Raw genomic sequence first — 20872 nt, 5'->3', positions numbered from 1 at the left:
AGCTATTGAACTTGCGCCCTGGGTAGGCGGCGGGGCTTAAATCAGGCCAAAAATGGCGAAAAAGTGCCATCATCAATCACGGAGTGTTACAGGATGTAACATTTGTGATATTGAGGGAATACTATGGCTATTCGGCGAATTTGCTTGATTGTGGAAAAACCTAATAAAATCAGTTAAAAATGGAATGAATTTTCTCGCGAGTGCGCGCCGATGCCAGGGATCACGAAAATCGAAAAAATAATTTTCCGACTTTGCCATAATCGCTGCCGCATTTGTGCATTTTTAGAGGTCGTTAACCTTAAATACGGAGTAAATTGAACTAAGCCAGCCGGCTAAGTAGGAATTTTCGTGCGATTCCGGTTGATATGCCGAGCGGTTTTTCAGCCGCGCCAATGTTGCGAGGACCAGAGTTCGGCGAGCGACATACGATACTCTGGGTAGCGAAAGTGGAAGCCGAGCGCCCGCAATTTCGCGTTCGAAACGCGCTTGTTCTCGCCATAGAAGGAGCGCGCCATCGGCGTCAGCTCTGCCGTTTCGAAAGGCTGTTCCGGCGGTGGTTCGACACCCATCAGACGGGCAGCCTCGGCAACGACATCCTGTGGCGGCGCGGGTTCGTCGTCGGTGACATTATATATGCCGCCGAGCTTGCGATCGGACAGAAAGCGGGCGGAGCCGCCGATATCCTCGACGCGGATACGATTGAACACCTGGTTCGCCTTGATGAGTCGCCGCGCCGTTCCCTTTTCCAGATTGCAGAAGGCATTGCGGCCGGGGCCGTAAATGCCGGAAAGCCGGAGCACGGCGACGGGCAGACTGAGTCTGATGCCGACCCGCAGCCAGCCGTCTTCCGCCTCCACCCGTTCGACGGAGCGATCGGCGATGGGATGCAGCGAGGTCTGCTCGCTGACCCAGGCGCCCTTGTGGTCGCCATAGACGCCGACGGTCGAGAGATAGCAGATCCATTCCAGCTTCGGCATCAGCGCCTTGAGATTGAGATGCGCCAGCCGCAGCAGCGGATCGCCCGATTTGCCGGGCGCGATCGATTGCACGAGATGCGTTGCGGTTTGCATCGCTTCGGCAAGCGCCGGATCGAGCGTCTCGCCGTCGAAGACGAAGGCTTCGATGCCTTCCTTCGTCAGCTGCTCGGCCTTATCGGCAGAGCGGGTCGTACCGGTGATGCGAATGCCGGCGCCTGCGAAGGCCTTGGCGATGGCGGTTCCGGAATAACCGCAGCCGAAAATCATCACATGCATCATAATACTCCCGCCAATGCCCATTCGGTGCGAACCTCTTCGTCCGCTTCGTCGCCTCTTTGTGCCGCAAATGCATTGAATTCGCCAGCCGTCATCAGCCGTGACAGCGTCCAGATCGCCATGCCGCGCACAACGGGCGAGGGGTCTCCGGTCAATTCGCAGCATCTCCCTATAAGAGAACGTTGCCCGGAATTGCCGGCGGCGATCAGCACGTTGCGGATGAACCGGTCGCGGCCGATCCGCTTGACCGGCGAGCCGCTGAAGAAGGCACGGAAGGCCGCATCGTCCAGATCAAGCAGGAAGGCGATCGACGGCCCCTTGAGATCGTCCCGCGCGACCAGCTTCATTTCCGAGGCGGCGCTGGCGAACTTGTTCCAGGGACAGGCGGCAAGGCAGTCGTCACAGCCATAGATACGATTGCCGATCAGCGGCCGCAGTTCTGGATCGATCGGTCCCTTGTGCTCGATGGTGAGATAGGAAATGCAACGGCGCGCATCGAGCTGATAGGGAGCCGGAAAGGCAGCGGTCGGGCAGACGTCAAGACAGGCCCGGCAGGAGCCGCAATGGTCTATCTCCGGCTCATCCGGCTCGAGATCGGCCGTGGTGAACATTGAGCCGAGAAAGAGCCAGGAACCGAAGTCGCGGCTGACGAGATTGGTGTGCTTGCCCTGCCATCCGAGGCCGGCTGCGCCGGCGAGCGGCTTCTCCATGACCGGCGCCGTATCAACGAAGACCTTGACATCCTCTTTTGAACGCGCCGCAAAGCGCGTGGCGATCTCTTTCAGCCGCCCCTTGATGATATCGTGATAATCGCGGTTTCTGGCATAAACCGAGATCGCCGCCTTGTCCTTCTTCTCCAGAATGCCGCGCGGATCCTCGTCAGGGCCGTAATTGAGGCCGAAGACGGCGATGGAACGGGTTTCGCCCCAGAGCACGCGCGGATCGCCCCGCCGGTCGCGCGTCTCCGCCATCCAGCCCATGGTGCCGTGACGGCCTTTATCGAGAAATTCCCCGAGCCTGACAGCGGCTTCGGGAATGGCATCCGGCCTTGTGATGCGACAGAGATCGAAACCCTGTGCAAGCGCTTCTTCCCGTAGGAAGGCGGTCAATGCTTTCCGGCGCTTGTCAGTTTTTTCCGCTTCGCGATCATCGGGCATATCGAGCCCTCGTCAGAAATCCAGATCGGCATAATGCGAAACCGGGGTGACGCCACGCACACGCTCCGCCAGGATCGGCCGGAAGGAGGGGCGCGACTTCAGCCGCTGGTACCATTCCTTGGCAACAGGCGATTCCGTCCAGTCGATCTCGCCGAGATAGTCTAGCACGGAAACCGAGGCCGCGGCGGCGAGATCGGCATAGCTCAGCCGTTCGCCAGCCAGCCACTGCCGCGAGCCTGCCAGCCAGGAGAGATACTTCATGTGCTGGCGGATATTCCCACGCGCCATGCGCATGACCTTGGAATCGGGGGCGCCGCCGCCTTGTTCGGCGGTCATCTGCAGCTTGAAGACGCGCTCGCGCGTGAGCGGCCGCGTTACGTCCTGCTCCATCTTCTGCATGAACCATTCCGTCAGCCGGCGGATTTCGGCACGCTGGAACGGATCTTCGGCGAGAAGCCGCCGGTCGCGCTTCAGCACGCCATGCGTCTCGTCGAGATATTCGGAAATGACCGAGGCGCCACAAAGCGCCCGCATGCTGTCATCGACATAGACAGGCAAGGTGCCGGCCGGGTTCAGCGCCAGGAAGTCCCGTCGCTTTTCCCAGGTCTGTTCCTCGATCAGCTCCGTCTGATAGCCATATTCCGTCAGGATCAGACGAACGAACCGGGAGGAAGATGACATTGGGTGATGATACAGCGTCGGCATTGGTACTCGGGTGTTTCTGATTGATGCTATGGAGTCTTTTTGGGTCGCGATTCTGCGGCCCTAGTCATTTGTCATCGGTTGAAGCTATAGGATCTTGGCCTAGTTTGCACAAGCGAATCGGGCCGCCCTGCCGTTAGACAAAGGACACGATATGGCTGAACAAATTATTATCGCGTTGGTTTTGGGCCTTGTGGAGGGGCTTACGGAGTTCATTCCGGTCTCCTCGACAGGCCATCTGATATTGCTTGGACACTTTCTCGGCTTCAAATCGGCCGGTACTTTTGAAGTTTTGATCCAGCTCGGCGCGATTCTCGCCATTCTGCTTGTCTATTTCAATCGCCTCGTCCAGATCGCCAAGGCGCTGCCCGTCAGCGTCAAGGCTCGCCACTTCGTACTCGCCGTCCTGTTCGGCTTTCTGCCGGCTGCCGTCATCGGCGCGCTCGCGCATGATTTCATCAAGACCGTGTTGTTCGATTCGCCGAAGGTCATCTGTATCTCGCTGATCCTCGGCGGTATCGTCCTGCTCGTCATCGACAGGATCGAATTCAAGCCGAAATACACCAGCGCCTATGAATTCTCCTGGCCGATGGCGGTCAAGATCGGCTTCTTCCAGTGCCTGGCCATGATCCCGGGAACGTCACGCTCCGGTTCCACCATCGTCGGTGCTCTGCTGCTCGGTGCCGACAAGCGCTCGGCCGCCGAATTTTCCTTCTTCCTGGCCATGCCGACGATGGTCGGCGCCTTCACGCTGGATTTGTGGAAGAGTCGCCATGATCTGAGCTTCGCCGATGGTCAGCTGATCGTCATCGGCTTCGTCATGGCTTTCATCTCGGCGCTGCTTGTCGTGCGCGCGCTGCTCGACTTCGTGTCGCGTCGTGGTTACGCCCCCTTCGCATGGTGGCGCATTGCCGTCGGCACGATTGGCCTCATCGGTCTTTATTTCGGCTGATGCCGAGCGTCCGTGCTGCAATCCTGGAAAAAGCGAAGGCCGGTGAAAACCGGCCTTTTTCATACCCGATCAGTTCGGGGAGGACGTGTCGATGGAACCCGTCGTGCAGGGGTCGACGCCGTAGGTCGGCGCACATTCGCCCTTGATCGAAGCGATGCTGCCGCGGGCCACGAAGGAGCCTGCGAGAATCACCAGTGCCGCGCACGCAAACAAAAGCGCGATAGACTTGCCCATCGAAAAATGCCTTTCCGCAGAAGTGTGAAGCGCGCCACGGACCGGTTCATTGTCCAAGCCTGGGACGCGCGGCTGTGTTAGTCAGTGAGATGAGCAATAGCAATAAATGTTCATATTAAATTTGACGTTAATGCTACTATTTCCACACTGCGTCTTTTGAGCAACGCCAAGCTGTGAATGGTGAGGCTCTGCCAGCGCCTTAAAGTACGATTCTGTCTTCGTGGGGCAATAAAAAACGCCGCTCGGCAAAGCCGGGCGGCGCATCAATTTCGCAGAACAGCCGAATCGTTAGGCAGCTTTGCCAGAGCCCGTGAACTGGCCTTGCGGGCGGTAACGCACCAGATAGGACGGCAGCACGGAGACGAGCAACGTCGGCAACAGGCCGATGCCCTTCAAGGTGCGTCCTTCTGCTTCCGCCTGCTTGGAAACGACGTTGTCGCTTTTCAAAAGCGTTACCTGATCAGCGGTGATCGGCGGCTTGATGAGTGGCACCAGCGAGGCGACCGAGCCGATCAGAGAGGCGAGGCCGAAGGGAATGGAGACGAGCGACTTCTTCCGGTTGATGACGGACAGCGTCGTCTCGAGACATTCGCGGAAGGACAGCACTTCCGGGCCGCCGAGCTCATAGGTCGTTCCGGCCTTCAGCTTGCCGTCGACGCTGCGGGCAACAGCCTCGGCGATATCCTCGACGTAGACGGGCTGGAACTTCGTCTTGCCGCCGCCGATCAGCGGCAGGAACGGCGCTGTGCGCGACATGTCGGCAAACTTGTTGAAGAACTCATCCTCCGGACCGAAGACGATCGAGGGACGCAGGATGATGGCATCCGGCCTGATCGACAGGATCGCGGCTTCGGCGCGAGCCTTGGTGCGGGCATAGGCCGAAGCCGAATTGGCGTCGGCGCCAAGCGCGGAAATATGCGTCAGCGAGGCGCCGACACCGCGGGCGGCTTCCGCGATGGCCTTGCTGCCGAATTCCTGCACGGCTTCAAAGGTGTTGCGGCCGCTCGGCGCCAAAATGCCAACGCAGTTGACGACATGCTGTGCGCCTTCGACGGCGCGGTCGACGGAGTTGCGATAGCGCACATTGGCCTGGACGATCGAAATCTGGCCGAGATTGCCGAGCGGCTGCAGGAAACCGGCAAGATCGGGACGACGAACGGCGACACGGATGCGATAGCCGCGCTTTGCAAGCGCACGCACGACGTGCCGCCCGATGAAACCTGATCCTCCGAACACGGTGACGAGCGGCGGGAGGTTGGACAGGGTCATGGCAGGCTCCTCGAAAGGCTTGGATTGGGCTTATCTGGGTTTCGTCTTAGCCGATCCGGGCGCCGAGGTGAAGTGCTATCGCGCTGCATTGCAGCGTCGGCTTTTCAAAGGGTTTAAACCCCTTCGACGACGACCATTTCAGCGTCTGCGACCTGCTGGCGGATTTTGGCCGCGATCTGGTATTCCGGCGAGTTGTAGCAATCGACGGCATGCTGCAGCGACGGAAATTCGATGACGACATTGCGGCCGCGCGCCTGTCCCTCAAGCGGGGTAAACGCTCCGCCACGGGCAAGGAAATTCGCGCCGTATTTCTCGAAGGCAGGCTTGGCGGCGGCAACGTAATCCTTGTAACGCTCGGGGTCGCGGACATCCACGCGCGCGATCCAATATCCCTTTGGCATGTTTTCCTCCCTGCTTGTTCTGGTCGTTTAGATTGCTGCTTCGATCTCGGCGAGGATGGCGCGGGCGGCTTGCCTCGGGTCGGCCGCCTTGACGATCGGTCGTGCGACGACGAGATGGCTGGAGCCGGCTTGAATAGCGGCGGCCGGTGTCATCACGCGCTTCTGGTCGCCCTTGTCGCTGCCTGCCGGTCGGATACCGGGGGTTACCAGCGCCATATCCGGTCCGATGATCTTGCGAACCGCGGCGGCTTCCTCCGCCGAGCAGACGATGCCGCCCATGCCGGCGAGATGCGCCTGTTCAGCCCGGCGCAGTACCAGCGTATGCGGATCGTATTCATAGCCGGCGGAGATGAGATCCTCTTCGTCCATCGAGGTCAGCACCGTGACGCCGAGCAGGCAGAGATCGGACCCCTTGGCCGCCTCGACGGCCGCCTTCATCGCCTTCGGATAGGCGTGCAGCGTCAGCATCGACATGCCCATCTTGACGATGTTCTCCACACCGGAGGCCACCGTGTTGTCGATGTCGAGCAGCTTCATGTCGAGAAAGATCTTCTTGCCGCTGGCGGCAAGATCGCGGGCGAATTCCAGGCCGCCGGCAAAGGCGAGCTGATAGCCGATCTTGTAATAGAGAATATCGTCGCCGAGGGCGCCGACCACTTTCTCGGCCTCCTGAAGGTTTGGAACATCCAGTCCAACGATCAAGCGGTCGCGTGCGGTCATATCAAGCCCATCCCATCCAGTCTTCCATGGGTGTCCAGTCGCATGAGACGGCGCGCTTCGCAAGGTCGAAACAGAAAAGATTGCCACCGCCGGGAGGTTGATCGCCCTGCCGCGCGATCGGCTTTCCCTCCAGATGGCATTTCAGCAGGGTGCCGACACCGCCATGACCGACGAAGGCGATCGGCTCGTTCGGATCGTGCCGCGCAAGAACGGCCTCGACGTTGGAGACGATTCTTGCCTGCGCATCGATGGCGCGTTCCCAGCCTTTGAAGCTTTCATGCGGATGGGCGAAGAACCAGTCCGCCGCCTTTTCGAACTCCGGCGGCGCGAGGAAGCCCGTGGCGCTGCGGTCGTTTTCATGCGTGGCTTCGATGACTTCGATCGGTGCGCGGCTTGCCGTCGCCAAAGCCTCTGCTGTTTCGATCGCCTTGCGCTCGCCACTGGAGACAATGAGGCCAAGCTTGCCGGCCCAGGGTCGGCTCGCGGCCAGTCGCGCCCGCTCGGCGCCTATTTCGGACAAGCCCCATTGCGGCACCGGCACATCCGGATCGATGCGCACCTGCGGGTGCGTAATATAAAGAGCGTACATGGATTTCCCAGCGATTGTCTCAGCCGCGGCTATAGACCCAGAGCTGGGCCGGCGGAATGTTGCGGACGATAAAGTCGTAGTGGCGGATGTGATAGCGATCCGGCTTGGCGATGATCGGCGAGACAGCCCCGTAGGAAATCTGCACCACCGGGCGACCGGGTGGCATGCGGTCCAGCAGGCTTTCCAGAAGCGCGACGCGCGCCTTCATGGGAAAATTGAGAAGCGGGATACCCGATACGACGGAATCGAAGGTCTGGCCACGCAGCACGCCGAGTGTCGTATCGAGATCGAAGGCATCGCCGTTGATAAAGTTGACGCCTGGGTAACGGCGCACGAGATGATTGTAGAAATCGGTCGAGTATTCGATGGCGACGAGGTTCTGCGGCTCGACGCCGCGCGCCAGGATCGCCTTGGTGATCGCCCCGGTTCCCGGCCCGAGCTCCAGCACGGGCAGGCCGGATTGCGGGTTGATGACACCAGCCATCTTGCGGGCCGTGATCGACGAGGTGGGGACGATCGAGCCGACCGTCTTTGGTCCCTGCATCATGCCCTTGAAGAAACGAATCTCTTCGTCGAACTTCTTGCCCAGCCGTTCCTTGAGACGCAGCGCCATGCTCTCCCCCCACCAGATGTTATGGTTGCGACTTACATATTCTTTCTCGGCGTTCTTGCAATAGGATGCCGCAATAACGAGGGAAAATGTCGCAATCGACAAAGGACCAAATAAAAGCGCCCCTGCGTTTGAATAAACGCATGAAGGGCGCTTTTGTTTCGCTACACGCGCATCGGCATCAGCACGTAGAGCGCGTCGTCGCCGGCCGTGTCGCGGATGAGCGTCGGCGAGCCGGCGTCGGCCAGCAGGAACACGGCAGAATCGCCCGAAAGCTGTGCGGTGATATCGAGAAGGTACTTGGCGTTGAAGCCGATTTCCATCGGGTCCATCTCATAGCCGACGGCGACTTCTTCGGTCGCGCTGCCCGAATCCGGGTTGTTGACCGTCAGCAGCAGCTGGCCGTCGGACAGAGCGAGCTTCACGGCGCGGCCGCGTTCGGACGAGATCGTCGAGACGCGGTCGACGGCCTGGGCGAAGGTCTGGCAATCGACCCGCATTTCCTTGTCGTTGTTCGCCGGGATGACGCGCTGATAGTCCGGGAAGGTGCCGTCGATCAGCTTCGACGTCATGACGATGGAGCCGATCGTCAGGCGGATCTTGGCGTCGGAGACTTCGACGGTGACCATCGTATCCGGTGCATCCACGAGCTTCTGCAGTTCGCCAACCGTCTTGCGCGGGATGATGATGCCAGGCATGCCCTCGGAGCCCGAAGGAGCGCTGACATCAGCGCGGGCCAGGCGATGGCCGTCCGTGGCGACAGCCCTGAGCTTCAGGTCGCCGCCGCTTTCGATCGTGTGGAAGAAGATGCCGTTGAGGTAGTAACGCGTCTCCTCGGTGGAGATCGCAAACTGCGTGCGGTCGATCAGCATCTTCAGATCGGCTGCCTTCAGCTTGAAGGAGTGGCTGAAGCTGCCGGCGGTGAGATCCGGGAAATCGGATTCCGGCAGGCACTGCAGCGAGAATTTCGAACGCCCGGACGTGACCGTCATCGAGCTGCCGTCGGTGTTGGTGGCCAGCAGCACTTCCGATCCATCGGACAGTTTGCGCACGATGTCGTAGAGCAGGTGTGCCGGTACGGTGGTGGCGCCAGCCTGCTCGACATTGGCGGGCGTCGCCTCGGTGATTTCGAGGTCGAGGTCGGTCGCCTTCATGTCGAGGTTCGTGCCATCGGCTTTCAGCAGCACGTTGGACAGGATCGGGATCGTGTTGCGACGCTCGACCACGCGATGCACGTGGTTCAGCGACTTCAGGAGGTTCGACCGCTCAATTGTAATACGCATGGATGCTACCGCTTTCGACCGTGACTTGCCGGGCGGCCCGAGGCGCCCGAGCGACATGTTTTCGGACGAGGCCCGAAAGATTGGACAGGCAACTTGGCAGACTTCTCCATCCGAATGCAAGAGGCATGGCTCAATTGCCAAGCGCCAATTCGACATTTCGTCAACAATGCTCCACAGGAATTGCACCGCTCTTGCCGTCGGCGCACGCCTCGCCCATAAAGGCTGCTTATCCCAAGCGAATTCAGGACCGGCATGAACGAAGATCAATCGAGCGGCGGAACACGCAGTTTCCGCCTGCACAATACCCAGATTCCAGCCCGTCCCCTCGAACCGGCGCTCTATCTCGTCGCGACCCCTATCGGCAATCTTGGCGATATCACGCTGCGGGCGCTGGAAACGCTCGCCGGCGCCGACGTGCTCGCCTGCGAGGACACCCGCGTCACCCGCGTGCTGCTTGATCGCTACGGCATCCAGAACAAGCCCTATGCCTATCACGAGCACAATGCCGATGAGGCAGGCCCGCGACTGCTGCAGGCGTTGGAAGCCGGCCGCTCGGTGGCGCTGGTCTCCGATGCCGGCACGCCGCTCGTCTCCGATCCCGGCTACCGGCTTGCGGTGCAGGCGATTGACGCGGGCTACAAGGTCGTTCCCATTCCCGGTGCTTCGGCGCCGCTCGCAGCCCTCGTCGGCTCCGGCCTGCCGAACGACGCCTTCTTCTTTGCCGGCTTCCTGCCCGCCAAGGACAAGGGCAGGCGCGATCGGCTGGCCGAACTTGCAAGCGTCCCCGCCACCCTCATCTTCTTTGAATCGCCGCATCGCATCGCAGCCACCCTTGCCGCCGCTGCCGATGTCTTGGGTGGTGAGCGCGCCGGCGCCGTCTGCCGCGAGCTGACGAAGACCTTCGAGGAGTTCCGCCGCGGCACGCTGTCCGAACTCGCCGCATTCTATGACGCGGTTGATAATGTGAAGGGCGAGATCGTCTGGCTCGTCGGGCCGCCGGCAGAAAGCGTAACTGCTGAAGCCGATATCGACGCCATTTTGGCCGATCTCTCAGGGACGATGCCAACAGCGAAGGCCGCGACCGAAGCGGCGCGCCTCACCGGCCTGCCGCGCAAGGAGCTTTACCAGCGCCTGCTCGATATGAAGGAGCGCCATGCCTGATCCGAGGCTTGAGACGGGCCAGACGCTCAAGCGGCAAAAGGCCTGGCGGCGCGGCCATGTCGCCGAATATCTCGCCGCCGCCTTTCTTATGCTCAAGGGCTATCGGATTGTGGCGATCCGCCACCGCACCAAGCTCGGCGAAATCGATATCGTCGCCCGTAAGGGCGATCTCGCCGTCTTCGTCGAGGTCAAGTCGCGGCGCGGCGCGCAGGAGGCGATCGATGCCGTTTCCGTCTCTTCGCAGAGGCGAATCCGTGCCGCAAGCGATCTCTGGCTCGCCCGCCAGCCGGATTTCGCCCGTCTCTCGCAACGCTACGACATCGTCGCCATGCTGCCCGGCCGCTGGCCGCAGCATTTTCCCGATGCGTTTTGACTGAGGCGTTACAGCACCGTCACAAAATCAGCCTATTGCCGGGCGACCAGCGCCTGAGATTTCTCTGCCGGCGCCCCTCATTTCGTTTCGACAGGCCCTACCATGATCCGCAACACCGTTTCTGCCTTCACCGTTCCTTCGCAAGAGGAGCGCAAGAGCTTCGTCTCTCTCGAAAAGACCCCGGGCGTTCATGCCGCGAAGCTCTCGTCGCTCGCCTGCCTGAATGCGGTGCGTGTCGGCGGGCCGGATGCTGAGGTGAAGGCCTTGTCCTTCCCGTTTACGGTCGCTGCCTGGAACCTCGAACGCTGCCTGTTTCCAGAGGAAAGTGCCGCCAAGCTGCGGGAAACCGGGGCGCCGCTTGTCCTGCTGTCGGAAATGGATCTGGGCATGGCCCGCACCGAGCAGCGCGACCCGACAGGCATCGTCGCCGACGAACTCGGCATGAACCATGCCTATGGCGTCGAATTCCTTGAGCTCAGCCTTGGTTCGGAAATCGAGCGTTCTTACTGCCGCGATGATTTCAACGAAAAGGGCTTCCACGGCAATGCGCTGATGGCCTCCGTCGCTCTGAAGGATGCCTTCATGATCCGCCTGCCAGGCGAGGCCGTCTGGTTCAACGACAGCAACGAGCAGCCGCGCATCGGCGATCGCTGTGCCGTCGGCGCCATCGTCGAGACGGAGGCTGGTCCGATGGTCGCGGTTTCCGTCCATCTCGAAAGTGTGGCCACCGCCGCCTATCGCGAGCGGCAATTGGCGGCATTGATCGATGCGGTCGAGGCCTTCGCGCCCGGTCTGCCGATCCTGATCGGCGGCGATCTAAACACCGGCAATCACACCGGCGGCGATTACGCGACCGATACGCTGTTTGCCATGGCCAAGAGCCGCGGCTTCGAATGCCACGGTGGCCCGCTCGACCAGACAAGCACGCGCCCGAGCCTGATCACGCGGTTTCCCGATCGCACCATGAAGCTCGACTGGTTCATCACCCGCGGCCTGAAGATCGGCGAAAGTCACCTTGTTTCCTCCCTCAATGAAGAAGATAAGCCGCTCTCCGATCACGACATGATCGTCTGCACAATCGAAGGTTTCTCTGCCTGATCGTTGCAATCGTTAAAATGCGCTTGGTTTCATGAACCGCGCCGTTACCCCTTCCATGCGATGAGATCGTAGACGCGCATGGAATTTGGGGGATTGCATGGTCTTGAAACTGATGTTGGCGAGCATGGCGGCCTTTGCCGCGCGTGCCGCCCCGGTCGTCGTCGCGATGCCGCCGTCGAAGAACTTCGTGGCAGGCGCCAGCGACGAGATGGAGATGAAGCCGTCGCCGATCGAACGCTCCTGGATATTGTCGGGCGATCCGGTCGCTCGCATTGCCGAGCATTCGCGCGGGCAGGACGATGCCGCGATGACCGCGCTGTGGGACTGCACTGCAGGCGAATTCCGCTGGTATTTCGGCTGGGACGAAACCGTGATGATCCTTGAGGGTGAGGTTCACATCACCACGGAAGACGGTGTCGAGCGCACGCTGCATGCCGGTGATGTCGCCTATTTTGCCGGCGGCACCTGGGCGACATGGCGCATCGACCGCTATCTGCGCAAGGTCGCCTTTTTGCGCAAGCCGTTCCCGAAGCCTTTGACGATGGCCTATCGTCTGCGCAACCTCGTCCGGCAGGGCAACACGCAGGGCCTTGCCGCCTGAGCGCGGCCGGCCCTCACGAAAGACATTCCGCACGAAGACATCCTTGACGGAAGCCCTTGAATAACCGTTGCGTTTGCAGGCGGGCCGACCTACATCTGTCCGCAAATCGAGCGAGGGCTGACTATGGCTGGTATCAAGAATGTTGCGGTCCAGATGGACCATGTGAAGAGCATCAACATTGCGGGCGACTCGACCTTCGCCATGAGCCTCGAGGCGCAGAACCGCGGCTACAAGCTCTTCCACTATACGCCCGAGCGGCTGAGCATGCGCGACGGCAAGATCTATGCGTCCGTCGAGCCGATGATCCTGCGTGATGTGAAGGGCGATCACTTCGAGCTCGGCGAGCCCGAGCGCGTCGATCTCTCGACCATGGACGTGGTGCTGCTGCGTCAGGACCCGCCCTTCGATATGGCCTACATTACCTCGACGCATCTGCTCGAGCGCATCCACCCGAAGACGCTCGTCGTCAACGATCCGGCCTGGGTGCGCAATTCGCCGGAAAAGATTTTCGTCACCGAATTCGCCGATCTCATGCCGAAGACGCTGATCACCCGCGATCCGGCTGAAATCCGCAGTTTCCGCGATGAGATGGGCGATATCATCCTGAAGCCGCTCTACGGCAATGGTGGCGCCGGCGTCTTTCATTCGACGCGCGACGACCGCAACCTTTCATCGCTGCTCGAAATGTTCGGCCAGCTGTTCCGCGAGCCCTTTATTGCTCAGCAATATCTGCCTGACGTGCGCAAGGGCGACAAGCGCATCATCCTCGTCGATGGCGAGGCCGTCGGCGCGATCAATCGTGTCCCGGCCGAGCATGACGCCCGCTCCAACATGCATGTCGGTGGCCGCGCTGAAGCCACAGAGCTGACGGCGCGCGAGAAGGAAATCTGCGCCCGCATCGGACCGGCCCTGAAGGAACGCGGCTTCCTGCTCGTCGGCATCGACGTCATCGGCGACTACATGACAGAGATCAACGTGACGTCGCCGACCGGCATCCGCGAAGTCAAGCGCTTCGGCGGGGCCGATATTGCCAGCCTGCTCTGGGATGCGATCGAAGCCAAGCGGGCCTGATCGGCGGTTGCCACCACGCTTTCCCGGCTGAACAACAATATTCAACCAGTCATGTCGATGATTTCGATATGACTGGCTGAAGCTTTTGTTCGTTCATTGTTCTTGTTTCATTCCTCGTCTTATGCCAGATTGCAACCCGAAGTTTGCTGATCGGGGCACGTAACGGCAAACGGGTTCGGCGATAGGGGATAGGGCATGGTAGCGCGCGTCAGCACGGTGGCGTTTCAGGGGATTGAAGGCGTACCCGTCGAAGTGCAGGTGATGATTGCGCCGGGCAAGGTGCTGATGCACATCGTCGGCCTGCCTGACAAGGCCGTGGCGGAAAGCCGGGAGCGGGTTCAGGCAGCACTGCACGCTTCCGGCCTCGCCTTGCCGCCGAAGAAGGTCACGGTCAATCTTGCGCCGGCGGATCTGCCCAAGGAGGGCAGCCACTTCGATCTCGCCATCGCCCTCGGCCTGATGGCGGCGCTCGGCGCGATCCCGGCCGACGCTCTGTCCTCTTACACCGTCATCGGCGAACTCAATCTCGATGGCACGATCGCGCCCGTTGCCGGCGCGCTGCCTGCGGCCATCGCCGCCAACGCCATGGGCAAGGGGCTAATCTGTCCGGCCGAAAGCGGGCCGGAAGCCGCCTGGGCCGGCAAGGAGATCGATATTCTGGCGCCGCGCAGCCTGATCGCACTCGCCAATCATTTTCGCGGCACGCAGGTCCTGTCACGGCCGGAACCGTCAGTCCGCACCAGCGCCGCCAATCTGCCCGATCTTGGCGACATCAAGGGGCAGGAAAGCGCCAAACGCGCGCTGGAAGTGGCGGCCGCCGGCGGCCACAATCTGCTTTTCGTCGGGCCGCCGGGTTCCGGCAAGTCGATGCTCGCCTCGCGTCTGCCGTCGATCCTGCCGCCCTTGTCGACGAACGAGCTGCTGGAGGTGTCGATGATCCATTCGATCGCTGGCCAGCTTTCCGGCGGCAAGCTCTCGGATCGGCGGCCCTATCGCGCGCCGCATCATTCCGCCACCATGGCGGCACTCGTCGGCGGCGGCCTGCGCGCGAGGCCCGGCGAGGTGTCGCTCGCGCATCACGGCATTCTGTTCCTCGACGAGCTGCCGGAGTTTTCGCCGCAGGCGCTCGATGCGCTGCGCCAGCCGCTGGAAACCGGCGAATGCGTTATCGCCAGAGCAAACCACCGCGTCGCCTATCCGGCCGGCATCCAGCTTGTCGCGGCAATGAACCCTTGCCGCTGCGGCATGGCCGGCGAGCCGGGCCACACCTGCGCCCGCGGGCCGCGTTGCGCCAGCGACTATCAGGGCCGCATTTCCGGCCCGTTGCTCGATCGTATCGATATCCGCATCGATGTGCCGGCAGTCTCCGCCGCCGACCTCATCCGGCCGACAGCCTCAGAGAGCAGTGCCGATGTCGCACTCCGCGTCGCCCGCGCCCGTGAACGGCAGCGGGAGCGTTTCGAGCGGGCCGGCATGAAGGATGTCAGCACTAATGCCCGCTGCTCGACGGCGATGATCGAAACCATCGCCGAGCCGGATGCCGCCGGCCTGCAATTGCTGCGCGACGCCGCCGAGAAGATGAAATTCTCCGCCCGCGGCTATCATCGCATCCTGAAGGTGGCGCGAACGCTTGCCGACCTCGACGACAAGCCAACGGTCGGGCGCATCCACCTCGCCGAAGCCATCTCCTATCGCATTGCCGGCGAGCGGCTGGCCGCGCATGCCTGAGAATCCGAGGCTGAGGCGGCGCGGTGCCGTCTCCAGCCTGTCCAAATAAAAAGGGGCGCCGCAGCACCCCTTTTCTCAATCGATTGCGGCCGTAAGCTCAGCCGCCAAGTCCTTCGAACAGCGCCGTCGAAAGATAGCGCTCCGCGAAGGAGGGGATGATGACAACAATCGTCTTGCCTTCGTTTTCGGGGCGCTGGCCGACCTTGATCGCCGCCGTCAGTGCCGCGCCGGAGGAAATGCCGACCGGCACGCCTTCGAGCTTGGCGACGAGGCGAGCCTGCTGGAAGGCCTCGTCATTGCTGACGGTGACCACCTCATCATAGACATGCGTGTCGAGGATCTTCGGCGCGAAGCCGGCGCCGATGCCCTGGATCTTGTGCGGGCCGGGATTGCCGCCCGAAAGAACCGGCGAATCCGTCGGCTCGACGGCGATGACCTTGATGTCGGGCTTGCGGGCCTTCAGCACCTGGCCGACACCGGTGATCGTGCCGCCCGTGCCGATGCCGGAAACGAAGATGTCGACCTTGCCGTCGGTATCGTTCCAGATTTCCTCGGCCGTCGTCTTGCGGTGGATTTCCGGATTGGCCGGATTCTCGAACTGCTGCGGGATGATGGCATCCGGCAGGGTCGAGGCCAGTTCTTCGGCCTTGGCGATCGCGCCCTTCATGCCCTTCGGTCCCTCGGTCAGCACCAGCTCGGCACCGAGCAGCGCCAGCATCTTGCGACGCTCGATCGACATGGTCTCCGGCATGGTGAGGATCAGCCGATAGCCCTTGGCGGCGGCGGCAAAGGCGAGCGCGATGCCGGTGTTGCCCGAGGTCGGCTCGATCAGCACGGTCCGGCCGGGAGCGATCTTGCCCTGGGCTTCCAAGCTCTCGATCATCGCGACGCCGATACGGTCCTTGACGGAGGCGATCGGATTGAAGAATTCGAGCTTTGCCAAGAGGTTGGCCTTGACGCCCTTCTCCTTCGCCAGCTTGTCGAGGCGGACGATCGGCGTATCGCCGATGGTCTCGGTGATCGATGCATAGACGCGGCCGCGGCCGGGTTTGCGGGTGTCGGACATGGGTAGCTCTCCCTAGTTTGGAATTATGCAATGACAATAGGATCAAACGCCCGCAGAAACCAGAGTGTGCACACGTTCCCCGCGCGAGGCACGTGAGAAAAGAATCTCCCAAAGGCCTTCTTTTAGGATGTTTTTTTCAGGCGGCGCGCGCTGCGATGAAGGCGGCGGTGGCGGCGAGAATGCTGGCGGCGACCCGGTTCAGGATTTGCAGCGCCCTCGGCTTCTTGAGAAAGGTGCGCGCCCGCGACGCCAGCAGCATATAAGGCACGAGAACGATCAGAAGAATGACGAAAGTCGCCGCCACCAGGGTCGCGTATTCGCGCAGGCCGATGCTGCCGATATCGATCAGCGTCGGCACCAGTGCGACGTAGAAAAGCATGGTCTTGGGATTGCCGAGCGTGACGAGCAGGCCCGAGAGAAAGGACATGCCGGCGTTGTTGGATTTCTTCGCCGCTATATCGGCCGCAAGCAGGCCCGCCGTCCACAGCTTCCAGGCGATATAGCCGAGATAGAGCGCACCGGCGATCTTGATGACGATGAAGACCTCGGTGAAGGTCTGCGCCACGAAGGCGAGGCCAAGGATCACAGCCGTCAGGTAGATGGTGTCGCCGAGCACGAGCCCGAGGCCCATGAAGAAGGTCTCGCGAAAGCCGGAGCCGAGCGCACGCGCCACGATCGCCGTAATGCCCGGGCCGGGGATGGCGGCGGCGATGAAGAGCGCGCCGCAATAGGCAAACAGGGCCGCAAGCGTCATGAAGCTTTCCTCCTGGAATGGTATTGGCTCTATCGCACCACTTCTACGTTTTCAAGCGATTGCGCCGATGCTGCGAACATATTACCAAGGCGTTAGCGACGCGTCGAAACTGCTTTGCCCAAGGATATCATGTCTTCCGCATTGCTCCTCATCGATCTTCAGAACTCCATCCTGACAGGCCTCGGCTCGCCGGATCGTCAGCCGGCCATCGATGCCGCGCTCGAGACTGTTATCGCCAAGCTTGCGGCGCTGAAGCACAGCGCCCGTGCCGCCGGCATTCCGGCCTTCATCGTCCAGCATGACGGCGCGCCGGGCCATCGGCTGGTCAAGCGCAGCGAGGGCTGGCAGCTGCGCCGGGAAATCGCGCCCGAAGCCGGCGATGTCGTCGTGCATAAGACAAGCTGCGATTCCTTTTTCGAGACGGATCTGGAGGCTAGGCTCAATGGCCGTGGCGTCACTCATCTCATCGTCGGCGGCTGCATGACGCAGTTCTGCGTCGATACGACCGTGCGGCGTGCCGTTTCGCTGGGCTTCGATGTGACGCTGATATCAGACGGACACACCACGGCGGATATGGGCCGGCTGAGCTTCGAAGACATTGTCACCCATCACAATATGCTGCTTGACGGTTTCGATGCCGGGCCGCATGAAATCAAGCTGGTCGCATCTACCGAAATTTCCTTCTGAAGCCCTTTCCCCGCCGGAGGCTCTATGCCGCATTTGACCAGTATGATCGCCTTTGCCCTGATCGCTCTCGGCATGGTGCTGACACCCGGGCCGAATATGATCTACCTGGTGTCGCGTTCGATCTCGCAGGGGCCGGCGGCGGGCCTGATCTCGCTCGGCGGCGTCGCCTGCGGCTTCCTCTTCTACATGTTCTCGGCCGCGCTCGGCATCACGGCTTTCGTCTTTGCCGTTCCCTTCGCCTATGATGCGCTGCGGCTCGCGGGTGCCGCCTATCTTGCCTGGCTCGCCTGGAATGCGCTGAAGCCGGGCGGCCGTTCCGCCTTTCAGGTGCGCGAACTACCGAAGGATAGCACGCGCCGGCTCTTCACCATGGGGCTGGTGACCAGCCTCTTGAACCCGAAGGTTGCGATCCTTTACTTGTCGCTGCTGCCGCAGTTCATCGACCCCGCCGCCGGCAGCGTCTTCACCCAGTCGCTCGTTCTCGGCTTTGCGCAGATCGTCATCAGCGTGACATTCAATGCCATCTTCGCGCTGAGCGCTGGCTGGATCGCGATGTTCCTCACCCGCCGCCCGTCCTTCGCGCTGGTGCAGCGCTGGCTGATGGGCACGGTGCTGGCCGGGCTCGCCGTGCGCATGGCGTTCGAAGCGCAGCGTTGATGCGGAGCATTTCGCTGCCGCTCGCTGCCAGTCTTTTGGCATTAGCATCGCTCTGGAGCGCCGCTTCTGCGGTGGAGACGGACACGCAGACGATCGTCTTCATGCGTCATGGCGAAAAGCCCGAGGCCGGTCTTGGCCAATTGAGTTGCCAGGGGCTTAACCGGGCGCTCGCTTTGCCACCGGTGCTGACAAAACTCTTCGGCAAGCCGGCGGCGATCTTCGCGCCTGATCCATCGAAGCGAAAGAAGGATTCCGGCACTTCCTACGATTATATCCGGCCGCTCGCGACCATCGAACCCACGGCAATCGCCCTTGGCATGCCTGTTGATACCAGCTTCGGCTATGAGGATATCGACGATCTGAAATCCGAGCTGAAGAAACCGGCCTATGCCGGCAAGCTGATTTTCGTTGCGTGGGAGCACAAGCAGATCGTCGATCTCGCCCGCCAGCTGATGAGCGACAATGGCGGTGACGAGAAGGCCGTGCCGAAATGGCATGGCAAAGATTTCGACAGCCTCTATGTGCTGCGTATCGGCGGGAACAAGGCCGCATCGGCAGCGACCTTCGAGAAGATGGCGGAAGGCCTCGATGGCCAGCCGCAGACTTGTCCGCAGCCGGCTAAATAACTCTTAGAACACCGGGCGCATGAAGCTGCGCTCGTAGCTGATGATGCAACGCGTTTCCTCGCCATAGGCAAGGGCGGCCTGGCATTCCGCATCTTCGGGTATTTTCAGCCGATATTCCTCATAGGCGGTAAGGCTCGGGAAGCTGAAGAGCGCCAATGCGATGTTGTTGGCGCCCTCATGCGGCATGAAATAGCCGTGATGCGTGCCGCCCATTTTGTTGACCAGCGGGATCCAGAGCTTGGCGTAATGCTCGAACTGGGCAAGCTTGTAGGGGTCGATGACGTAGCGCAGGTAGCAGGTGATCATTCGGCGGTCCCCTTGGAAAGATGATCGTTTCTATTCCGGGGCAGGGGGATCGTCCAGCCCAGGTTCATGCCGGCCGCAGCCCCGAGAATGATGATCGCGCCGATGATTTGTGTGGCACCAAGGACATGGCCGAAGGCGAAGCGATCGACCACGATGGCGGCGATCGGATAGACGAAGGAGAGCGCCCCGGTCAGGTGCGTTGGCAGCTTCTGGATGGCGCCGTAAAGCAGCACATACATCAATCCGGTATGGACGACGCCCATGGTGACGAGGATCGACCATCCGCCGATATCCTGGGGTGTGGCCGAGAAATTGGTGAAGGGCACCAGCATCAGGATACCCGTCGAGACCTGGATCAGCGCGATCAGATGCGGTGGCGTGCCCTTCAGCCATTTGGCAGCGATCGCCGCCAGCGCATAGAAGAATGCCGCGCCCAATGACAGCAGGATGCCGATCGCATAGCTTCCCGAGCCGGCAGCTTCGGTCGGTTTGCCTTCGACAATGACAGCCATGCCGGCAAAGGCGAGGCCCAGCCAGAAGAGCTTGGTGAAGGTGATCCGTTCGCCGAGGAACAATGCGCCAAGCCCGAGCAGCATGAAGGGCTGCGTGTTGTAGACCGTCGTGGCGATGGAAATGGAAGCGTGGGAATAGGCGGCGAAGAGCAGCAGCCAGTTGAGGACAATGGCTATCCCGCCTCCAACGGCGATGGAAAAGGTCTTGAGATTCAGAATGCCGGGACGCAGCAGGCCCATGGCCGCGCAGATGACGAGCAGCGTCAGTGCGCCGAAGAAGCAGCGCCAGAAGACGACCCCGGTCACGGCCTGTCCGGACATCAGCACGAACCAGCCGATCGTGCCTGAAATCAGCATCGCTGCCGTCATTTCCACTGTGCCGCGTTTTATCTCGTTCATCACCTTGGCTCCCATCTATCGGAACCAATCATATTGCGGGTCAGGGGCAGGTGATATAAGTTTAATGAGGCAATCTTGCGCATTTACCTAATTAAACGAGGTTTTGACATGGGTGTTCCTAATGCGGCCTTGAATCTCGATGATACCGACCAGCGGATGCTCGAGGCGCTGGCGCGCAATGCTCGGATATCCTTGAAAGAGCTTGCGGAAGCAGCCGGCCTGTCGTCGCCAAGCGCGGCGGAACGGCTGCGGCGGCTGGAGGAGCGGGGCATCATTTCAGCCTTCACCGTCGATATCGCGCCGGAGGCGATCGGCTATCCGCTGCAGGCGATCGTTCGCATCCGGCCTCTGCCCGGCCAGCTGCATGTCGTCGAGCGGATCATTCAAGAGACGCCTGAGTTCATCGAATGCGACAAGGTTACCGGCGACGATTGTTTCATCGGGAGGCTGGTGGTGCGCTCTATGGGTGAGCTCGACGGCATTCTCGACAAGATCACCGAACGGGCCGAGACGAACACGTCGATGATCAAGGCGACGCCGGTCAAGCGCCGGCTGCCGCCGCTTTCGCACTAGGGTCCAAACCCAATCAAGCTATTGATTGAAAGTAATTCCTGTGATTCACTTCCATGATAATGGGAGTTTTTGATCATGGCAGGAGAGTTC

The 20872-nt window shown here is 61.2% G+C and carries 25 protein-coding genes; 11 read left to right on the top strand and 14 right to left on the bottom strand.

From position 1 onward, the window contains the following. Window positions 1–380: 380 nt before the first annotated feature. The 3 genes from GA0061100_RS30590 to GA0061100_RS30580 are packed head-to-tail and all read right to left on the bottom strand — an operon-like array spanning window position 381 to window position 3115. Window positions 381–1253, bottom strand: coding sequence for an SDR family oxidoreductase (locus tag GA0061100_RS30590; RefSeq protein WP_075856626.1), 873 nt, complete (start codon window positions 1251–1253; stop codon window positions 381–383). Further along, window positions 1253–2410, bottom strand: coding sequence for a tRNA epoxyqueuosine(34) reductase QueG (gene queG, locus GA0061100_RS30585; protein WP_075856625.1), 1158 nt, complete (start codon window positions 2408–2410; stop codon window positions 1253–1255). Before queG ends, GA0061100_RS30590 begins: the two co-directional genes overlap by 1 nt. Before the next feature lie 12 nt (window positions 2411–2422). After that, the gene (locus GA0061100_RS30580) at window positions 2423–3115 is read right to left on the bottom strand and encodes a glutathione S-transferase family protein (protein ID WP_015338534.1); all 693 of its coding nucleotides are present in this window, start codon (window positions 3113–3115) and stop codon (window positions 2423–2425) included. Window positions 3116–3266: 151 nt separating this feature from the next. Here GA0061100_RS30580 and GA0061100_RS30575 point away from each other — a divergent pair, with 151 nt between their 5' ends. Next, on the top strand, window positions 3267–4064 hold the full coding sequence (locus tag GA0061100_RS30575; protein WP_075856624.1) for an undecaprenyl-diphosphate phosphatase: 798 nt from the start codon (window positions 3267–3269) through the stop codon (window positions 4062–4064). Window positions 4065–4133: 69 nt separating this feature from the next. On the opposite strand, the gene GA0061100_RS34965 is transcribed toward GA0061100_RS30575, so the two are convergent. The 7 genes from GA0061100_RS34965 to dnaN all read right to left on the bottom strand — a co-directional run bounded on the left by GA0061100_RS34965 (window position 4134) and on the right by dnaN (window position 9170). Beyond that, entirely contained in the window at window positions 4134–4298 is a 165-nt protein-coding gene (locus GA0061100_RS34965; protein ID WP_167459855.1) for a hypothetical protein, read from the bottom strand. 288 nt (window positions 4299–4586) lie between these two features. Next, window positions 4587–5567 (bottom strand): complex I NDUFA9 subunit family protein, encoded by a 981-nt coding sequence (locus tag GA0061100_RS30570; RefSeq protein WP_075856623.1) that lies wholly within the window; start codon window positions 5565–5567, stop codon window positions 4587–4589. 113 nt (window positions 5568–5680) lie between these two features. Continuing rightward, on the bottom strand, window positions 5681–5968 hold the full coding sequence (locus tag GA0061100_RS30565) for a DUF1330 domain-containing protein (RefSeq protein ID WP_075856622.1): 288 nt from the start codon (window positions 5966–5968) through the stop codon (window positions 5681–5683). A gap of 27 nt (window positions 5969–5995) precedes the next feature. Next, window positions 5996–6688 (bottom strand): orotidine-5'-phosphate decarboxylase, encoded by a 693-nt coding sequence (gene pyrF / locus GA0061100_RS30560; RefSeq protein ID WP_075856621.1) that lies wholly within the window; start codon window positions 6686–6688, stop codon window positions 5996–5998. A 1-nt stretch (window position 6689) separates the two neighbouring features. Beyond that, window positions 6690–7277, bottom strand: coding sequence for a histidine phosphatase family protein (locus tag GA0061100_RS30555; RefSeq protein WP_075856620.1), 588 nt, complete (start codon window positions 7275–7277; stop codon window positions 6690–6692). A gap of 19 nt (window positions 7278–7296) precedes the next feature. Further along, window positions 7297–7890, bottom strand: a complete 594-nt coding sequence (pmtA, locus tag GA0061100_RS30550; protein ID WP_075856619.1) for a phospholipid N-methyltransferase PmtA — start codon at window positions 7888–7890, stop codon at window positions 7297–7299. A gap of 161 nt (window positions 7891–8051) precedes the next feature. Next, the gene (dnaN, locus tag GA0061100_RS30545; protein ID WP_075856618.1) at window positions 8052–9170 is read right to left on the bottom strand and encodes a DNA polymerase III subunit beta; all 1119 of its coding nucleotides are present in this window, start codon (window positions 9168–9170) and stop codon (window positions 8052–8054) included. A gap of 252 nt (window positions 9171–9422) precedes the next feature. On the opposite strand from dnaN, the gene rsmI reads away from it, so the two are divergent. The 6 genes from rsmI to GA0061100_RS30515 all read left to right on the top strand — a co-directional run bounded on the left by rsmI (window position 9423) and on the right by GA0061100_RS30515 (window position 15202). Continuing rightward, window positions 9423–10331, top strand: coding sequence for a 16S rRNA (cytidine(1402)-2'-O)-methyltransferase (gene rsmI / locus GA0061100_RS30540; protein WP_075856617.1), 909 nt, complete (start codon window positions 9423–9425; stop codon window positions 10329–10331). Continuing rightward, window positions 10324–10704, top strand: coding sequence for a YraN family protein (locus GA0061100_RS30535; RefSeq protein WP_075856616.1), 381 nt, complete (start codon window positions 10324–10326; stop codon window positions 10702–10704). Before rsmI ends, GA0061100_RS30535 begins: the two co-directional genes overlap by 8 nt. Before the next feature lie 102 nt (window positions 10705–10806). Further along, window positions 10807–11802, top strand: coding sequence for an endonuclease/exonuclease/phosphatase family protein (locus GA0061100_RS30530; protein WP_075856615.1), 996 nt, complete (start codon window positions 10807–10809; stop codon window positions 11800–11802). Between the two features lie 97 nt (window positions 11803–11899). Next, on the top strand, window positions 11900–12403 hold the full coding sequence (locus GA0061100_RS30525) for a cupin domain-containing protein (protein WP_075856614.1): 504 nt from the start codon (window positions 11900–11902) through the stop codon (window positions 12401–12403). Between the two features lie 123 nt (window positions 12404–12526). After that, window positions 12527–13474: a glutathione synthase gene (gene gshB / locus GA0061100_RS30520; protein WP_075856613.1), complete on the top strand. Its 948-nt coding sequence runs from the start codon at window positions 12527–12529 to the stop codon at window positions 13472–13474. A 195-nt stretch (window positions 13475–13669) separates the two neighbouring features. Continuing rightward, on the top strand, window positions 13670–15202 hold the full coding sequence (locus tag GA0061100_RS30515; RefSeq protein WP_075856612.1) for a YifB family Mg chelatase-like AAA ATPase: 1533 nt from the start codon (window positions 13670–13672) through the stop codon (window positions 15200–15202). Between the two features lie 97 nt (window positions 15203–15299). Here GA0061100_RS30515 and cysK read toward each other — a convergent pair whose 3' ends face one another. Together cysK and GA0061100_RS30505 are read right to left on the bottom strand one after the other, a co-directional pair. Continuing rightward, window positions 15300–16268, bottom strand: a complete 969-nt coding sequence (cysK, locus tag GA0061100_RS30510) for a cysteine synthase A (protein WP_075856611.1) — start codon at window positions 16266–16268, stop codon at window positions 15300–15302. 136 nt (window positions 16269–16404) lie between these two features. Continuing rightward, window positions 16405–17022, bottom strand: coding sequence for a LysE family translocator (locus GA0061100_RS30505; RefSeq protein WP_075856610.1), 618 nt, complete (start codon window positions 17020–17022; stop codon window positions 16405–16407). Between the two features lie 129 nt (window positions 17023–17151). Between GA0061100_RS30505 and GA0061100_RS30500 the strand changes: the two genes are divergently transcribed. Genes GA0061100_RS30500 through GA0061100_RS30490 form a run of 3 tightly spaced genes read left to right on the top strand, consistent with a single transcriptional unit; the run spans window position 17152 to window position 18992 of the window. Then, window positions 17152–17709, top strand: a complete 558-nt coding sequence (locus tag GA0061100_RS30500) for a cysteine hydrolase family protein (RefSeq protein ID WP_075856700.1) — start codon at window positions 17152–17154, stop codon at window positions 17707–17709. Between the two features lie 24 nt (window positions 17710–17733). Next, window positions 17734–18366, top strand: coding sequence for a LysE family translocator (locus GA0061100_RS30495; RefSeq protein ID WP_075856609.1), 633 nt, complete (start codon window positions 17734–17736; stop codon window positions 18364–18366). After that, the gene (locus GA0061100_RS30490) at window positions 18366–18992 is read left to right on the top strand and encodes a hypothetical protein (protein WP_075856608.1); all 627 of its coding nucleotides are present in this window, start codon (window positions 18366–18368) and stop codon (window positions 18990–18992) included. Before GA0061100_RS30495 ends, GA0061100_RS30490 begins: the two co-directional genes overlap by 1 nt. A gap of 3 nt (window positions 18993–18995) precedes the next feature. Here GA0061100_RS30490 and GA0061100_RS30485 read toward each other — a convergent pair whose 3' ends face one another. Together GA0061100_RS30485 and GA0061100_RS30480 are read right to left on the bottom strand one after the other, a co-directional pair. Continuing rightward, the gene (locus tag GA0061100_RS30485; RefSeq protein WP_075856607.1) at window positions 18996–19298 is read right to left on the bottom strand and encodes an NIPSNAP family protein; all 303 of its coding nucleotides are present in this window, start codon (window positions 19296–19298) and stop codon (window positions 18996–18998) included. Further along, a complete protein-coding gene (locus GA0061100_RS30480) occupies window positions 19295–20209 on the bottom strand; it encodes a DMT family transporter (protein WP_075856606.1) in 915 nt (304 codons plus the stop codon). Before GA0061100_RS30480 ends, GA0061100_RS30485 begins: the two co-directional genes overlap by 4 nt. A gap of 108 nt (window positions 20210–20317) precedes the next feature. Here GA0061100_RS30480 and GA0061100_RS30475 point away from each other — a divergent pair, with 108 nt between their 5' ends. After that, window positions 20318–20782 (top strand): Lrp/AsnC family transcriptional regulator, encoded by a 465-nt coding sequence (locus GA0061100_RS30475; RefSeq protein ID WP_075856605.1) that lies wholly within the window; start codon window positions 20318–20320, stop codon window positions 20780–20782. Window positions 20783–20872 lie beyond the last annotated feature (90 nt).

Source organism: Martinezella hainanensis (genome assembly GCF_900094555.1).
Lineage (GTDB): Bacteria > Pseudomonadota > Alphaproteobacteria > Rhizobiales > Rhizobiaceae > Rhizobium > Rhizobium hainanense.
The sequence above is the reverse complement of the archived record's forward strand: the minus strand, read 5'-3'. Positions and strand labels throughout refer to the sequence as shown.

What these genes read in the sequence shown, in the direction of transcription:
- GA0061100_RS30505 (WP_075856610.1), bottom strand. Translation starts at nt 17,022, where the DNA reads ATGACGCTTGCGGCCCTGTTTGCCTATTGCGGCGCGCTCTTCATCGCC.
- GA0061100_RS30590 (WP_075856626.1), bottom strand. Translation starts at nt 1,253, where the DNA reads ATGCATGTGATGATTTTCGGCTGCGGTTATTCCGGAACCGCCATCGCC.
- GA0061100_RS30575 (WP_075856624.1), top strand. Translation starts at nt 3,267, where the DNA reads ATGGCTGAACAAATTATTATCGCGTTGGTTTTGGGCCTTGTGGAGGGG.
- GA0061100_RS30570 (WP_075856623.1), bottom strand. Translation starts at nt 5,567, where the DNA reads ATGACCCTGTCCAACCTCCCGCCGCTCGTCACCGTGTTCGGAGGATCA.
- gshB (WP_075856613.1), top strand. Translation starts at nt 12,527, where the DNA reads ATGGCTGGTATCAAGAATGTTGCGGTCCAGATGGACCATGTGAAGAGC.
- pyrF (WP_075856621.1), bottom strand. Translation starts at nt 6,688, where the DNA reads ATGACCGCACGCGACCGCTTGATCGTTGGACTGGATGTTCCAAACCTT.
- GA0061100_RS30500 (WP_075856700.1), top strand. Translation starts at nt 17,152, where the DNA reads ATGTCTTCCGCATTGCTCCTCATCGATCTTCAGAACTCCATCCTGACA.
- GA0061100_RS30480 (WP_075856606.1), bottom strand. Translation starts at nt 20,209, where the DNA reads ATGAACGAGATAAAACGCGGCACAGTGGAAATGACGGCAGCGATGCTG.
- rsmI (WP_075856617.1), top strand. Translation starts at nt 9,423, where the DNA reads ATGAACGAAGATCAATCGAGCGGCGGAACACGCAGTTTCCGCCTGCAC.
- GA0061100_RS30525 (WP_075856614.1), top strand. Translation starts at nt 11,900, where the DNA reads ATGGTCTTGAAACTGATGTTGGCGAGCATGGCGGCCTTTGCCGCGCGT.
- queG (WP_075856625.1), bottom strand. Translation starts at nt 2,410, where the DNA reads ATGCCCGATGATCGCGAAGCGGAAAAAACTGACAAGCGCCGGAAAGCA.
- GA0061100_RS30530 (WP_075856615.1), top strand. Translation starts at nt 10,807, where the DNA reads ATGATCCGCAACACCGTTTCTGCCTTCACCGTTCCTTCGCAAGAGGAG.
- cysK (WP_075856611.1), bottom strand. Translation starts at nt 16,268, where the DNA reads ATGTCCGACACCCGCAAACCCGGCCGCGGCCGCGTCTATGCATCGATC.
- GA0061100_RS30580 (WP_015338534.1), bottom strand. Translation starts at nt 3,115, where the DNA reads ATGCCGACGCTGTATCATCACCCAATGTCATCTTCCTCCCGGTTCGTT.
- GA0061100_RS34965 (WP_167459855.1), bottom strand. Translation starts at nt 4,298, where the DNA reads ATGGGCAAGTCTATCGCGCTTTTGTTTGCGTGCGCGGCACTGGTGATT.
- GA0061100_RS30535 (WP_075856616.1), top strand. Translation starts at nt 10,324, where the DNA reads ATGCCTGATCCGAGGCTTGAGACGGGCCAGACGCTCAAGCGGCAAAAG.
- GA0061100_RS30555 (WP_075856620.1), bottom strand. Translation starts at nt 7,277, where the DNA reads ATGTACGCTCTTTATATTACGCACCCGCAGGTGCGCATCGATCCGGAT.
- pmtA (WP_075856619.1), bottom strand. Translation starts at nt 7,890, where the DNA reads ATGGCGCTGCGTCTCAAGGAACGGCTGGGCAAGAAGTTCGACGAAGAG.
- GA0061100_RS30485 (WP_075856607.1), bottom strand. Translation starts at nt 19,298, where the DNA reads ATGATCACCTGCTACCTGCGCTACGTCATCGACCCCTACAAGCTTGCC.
- GA0061100_RS30475 (WP_075856605.1), top strand. Translation starts at nt 20,318, where the DNA reads ATGGGTGTTCCTAATGCGGCCTTGAATCTCGATGATACCGACCAGCGG.
- GA0061100_RS30515 (WP_075856612.1), top strand. Translation starts at nt 13,670, where the DNA reads ATGGTAGCGCGCGTCAGCACGGTGGCGTTTCAGGGGATTGAAGGCGTA.
- GA0061100_RS30490 (WP_075856608.1), top strand. Translation starts at nt 18,366, where the DNA reads ATGCGGAGCATTTCGCTGCCGCTCGCTGCCAGTCTTTTGGCATTAGCA.
- GA0061100_RS30495 (WP_075856609.1), top strand. Translation starts at nt 17,734, where the DNA reads ATGCCGCATTTGACCAGTATGATCGCCTTTGCCCTGATCGCTCTCGGC.
- GA0061100_RS30565 (WP_075856622.1), bottom strand. Translation starts at nt 5,968, where the DNA reads ATGCCAAAGGGATATTGGATCGCGCGCGTGGATGTCCGCGACCCCGAG.
- dnaN (WP_075856618.1), bottom strand. Translation starts at nt 9,170, where the DNA reads ATGCGTATTACAATTGAGCGGTCGAACCTCCTGAAGTCGCTGAACCAC.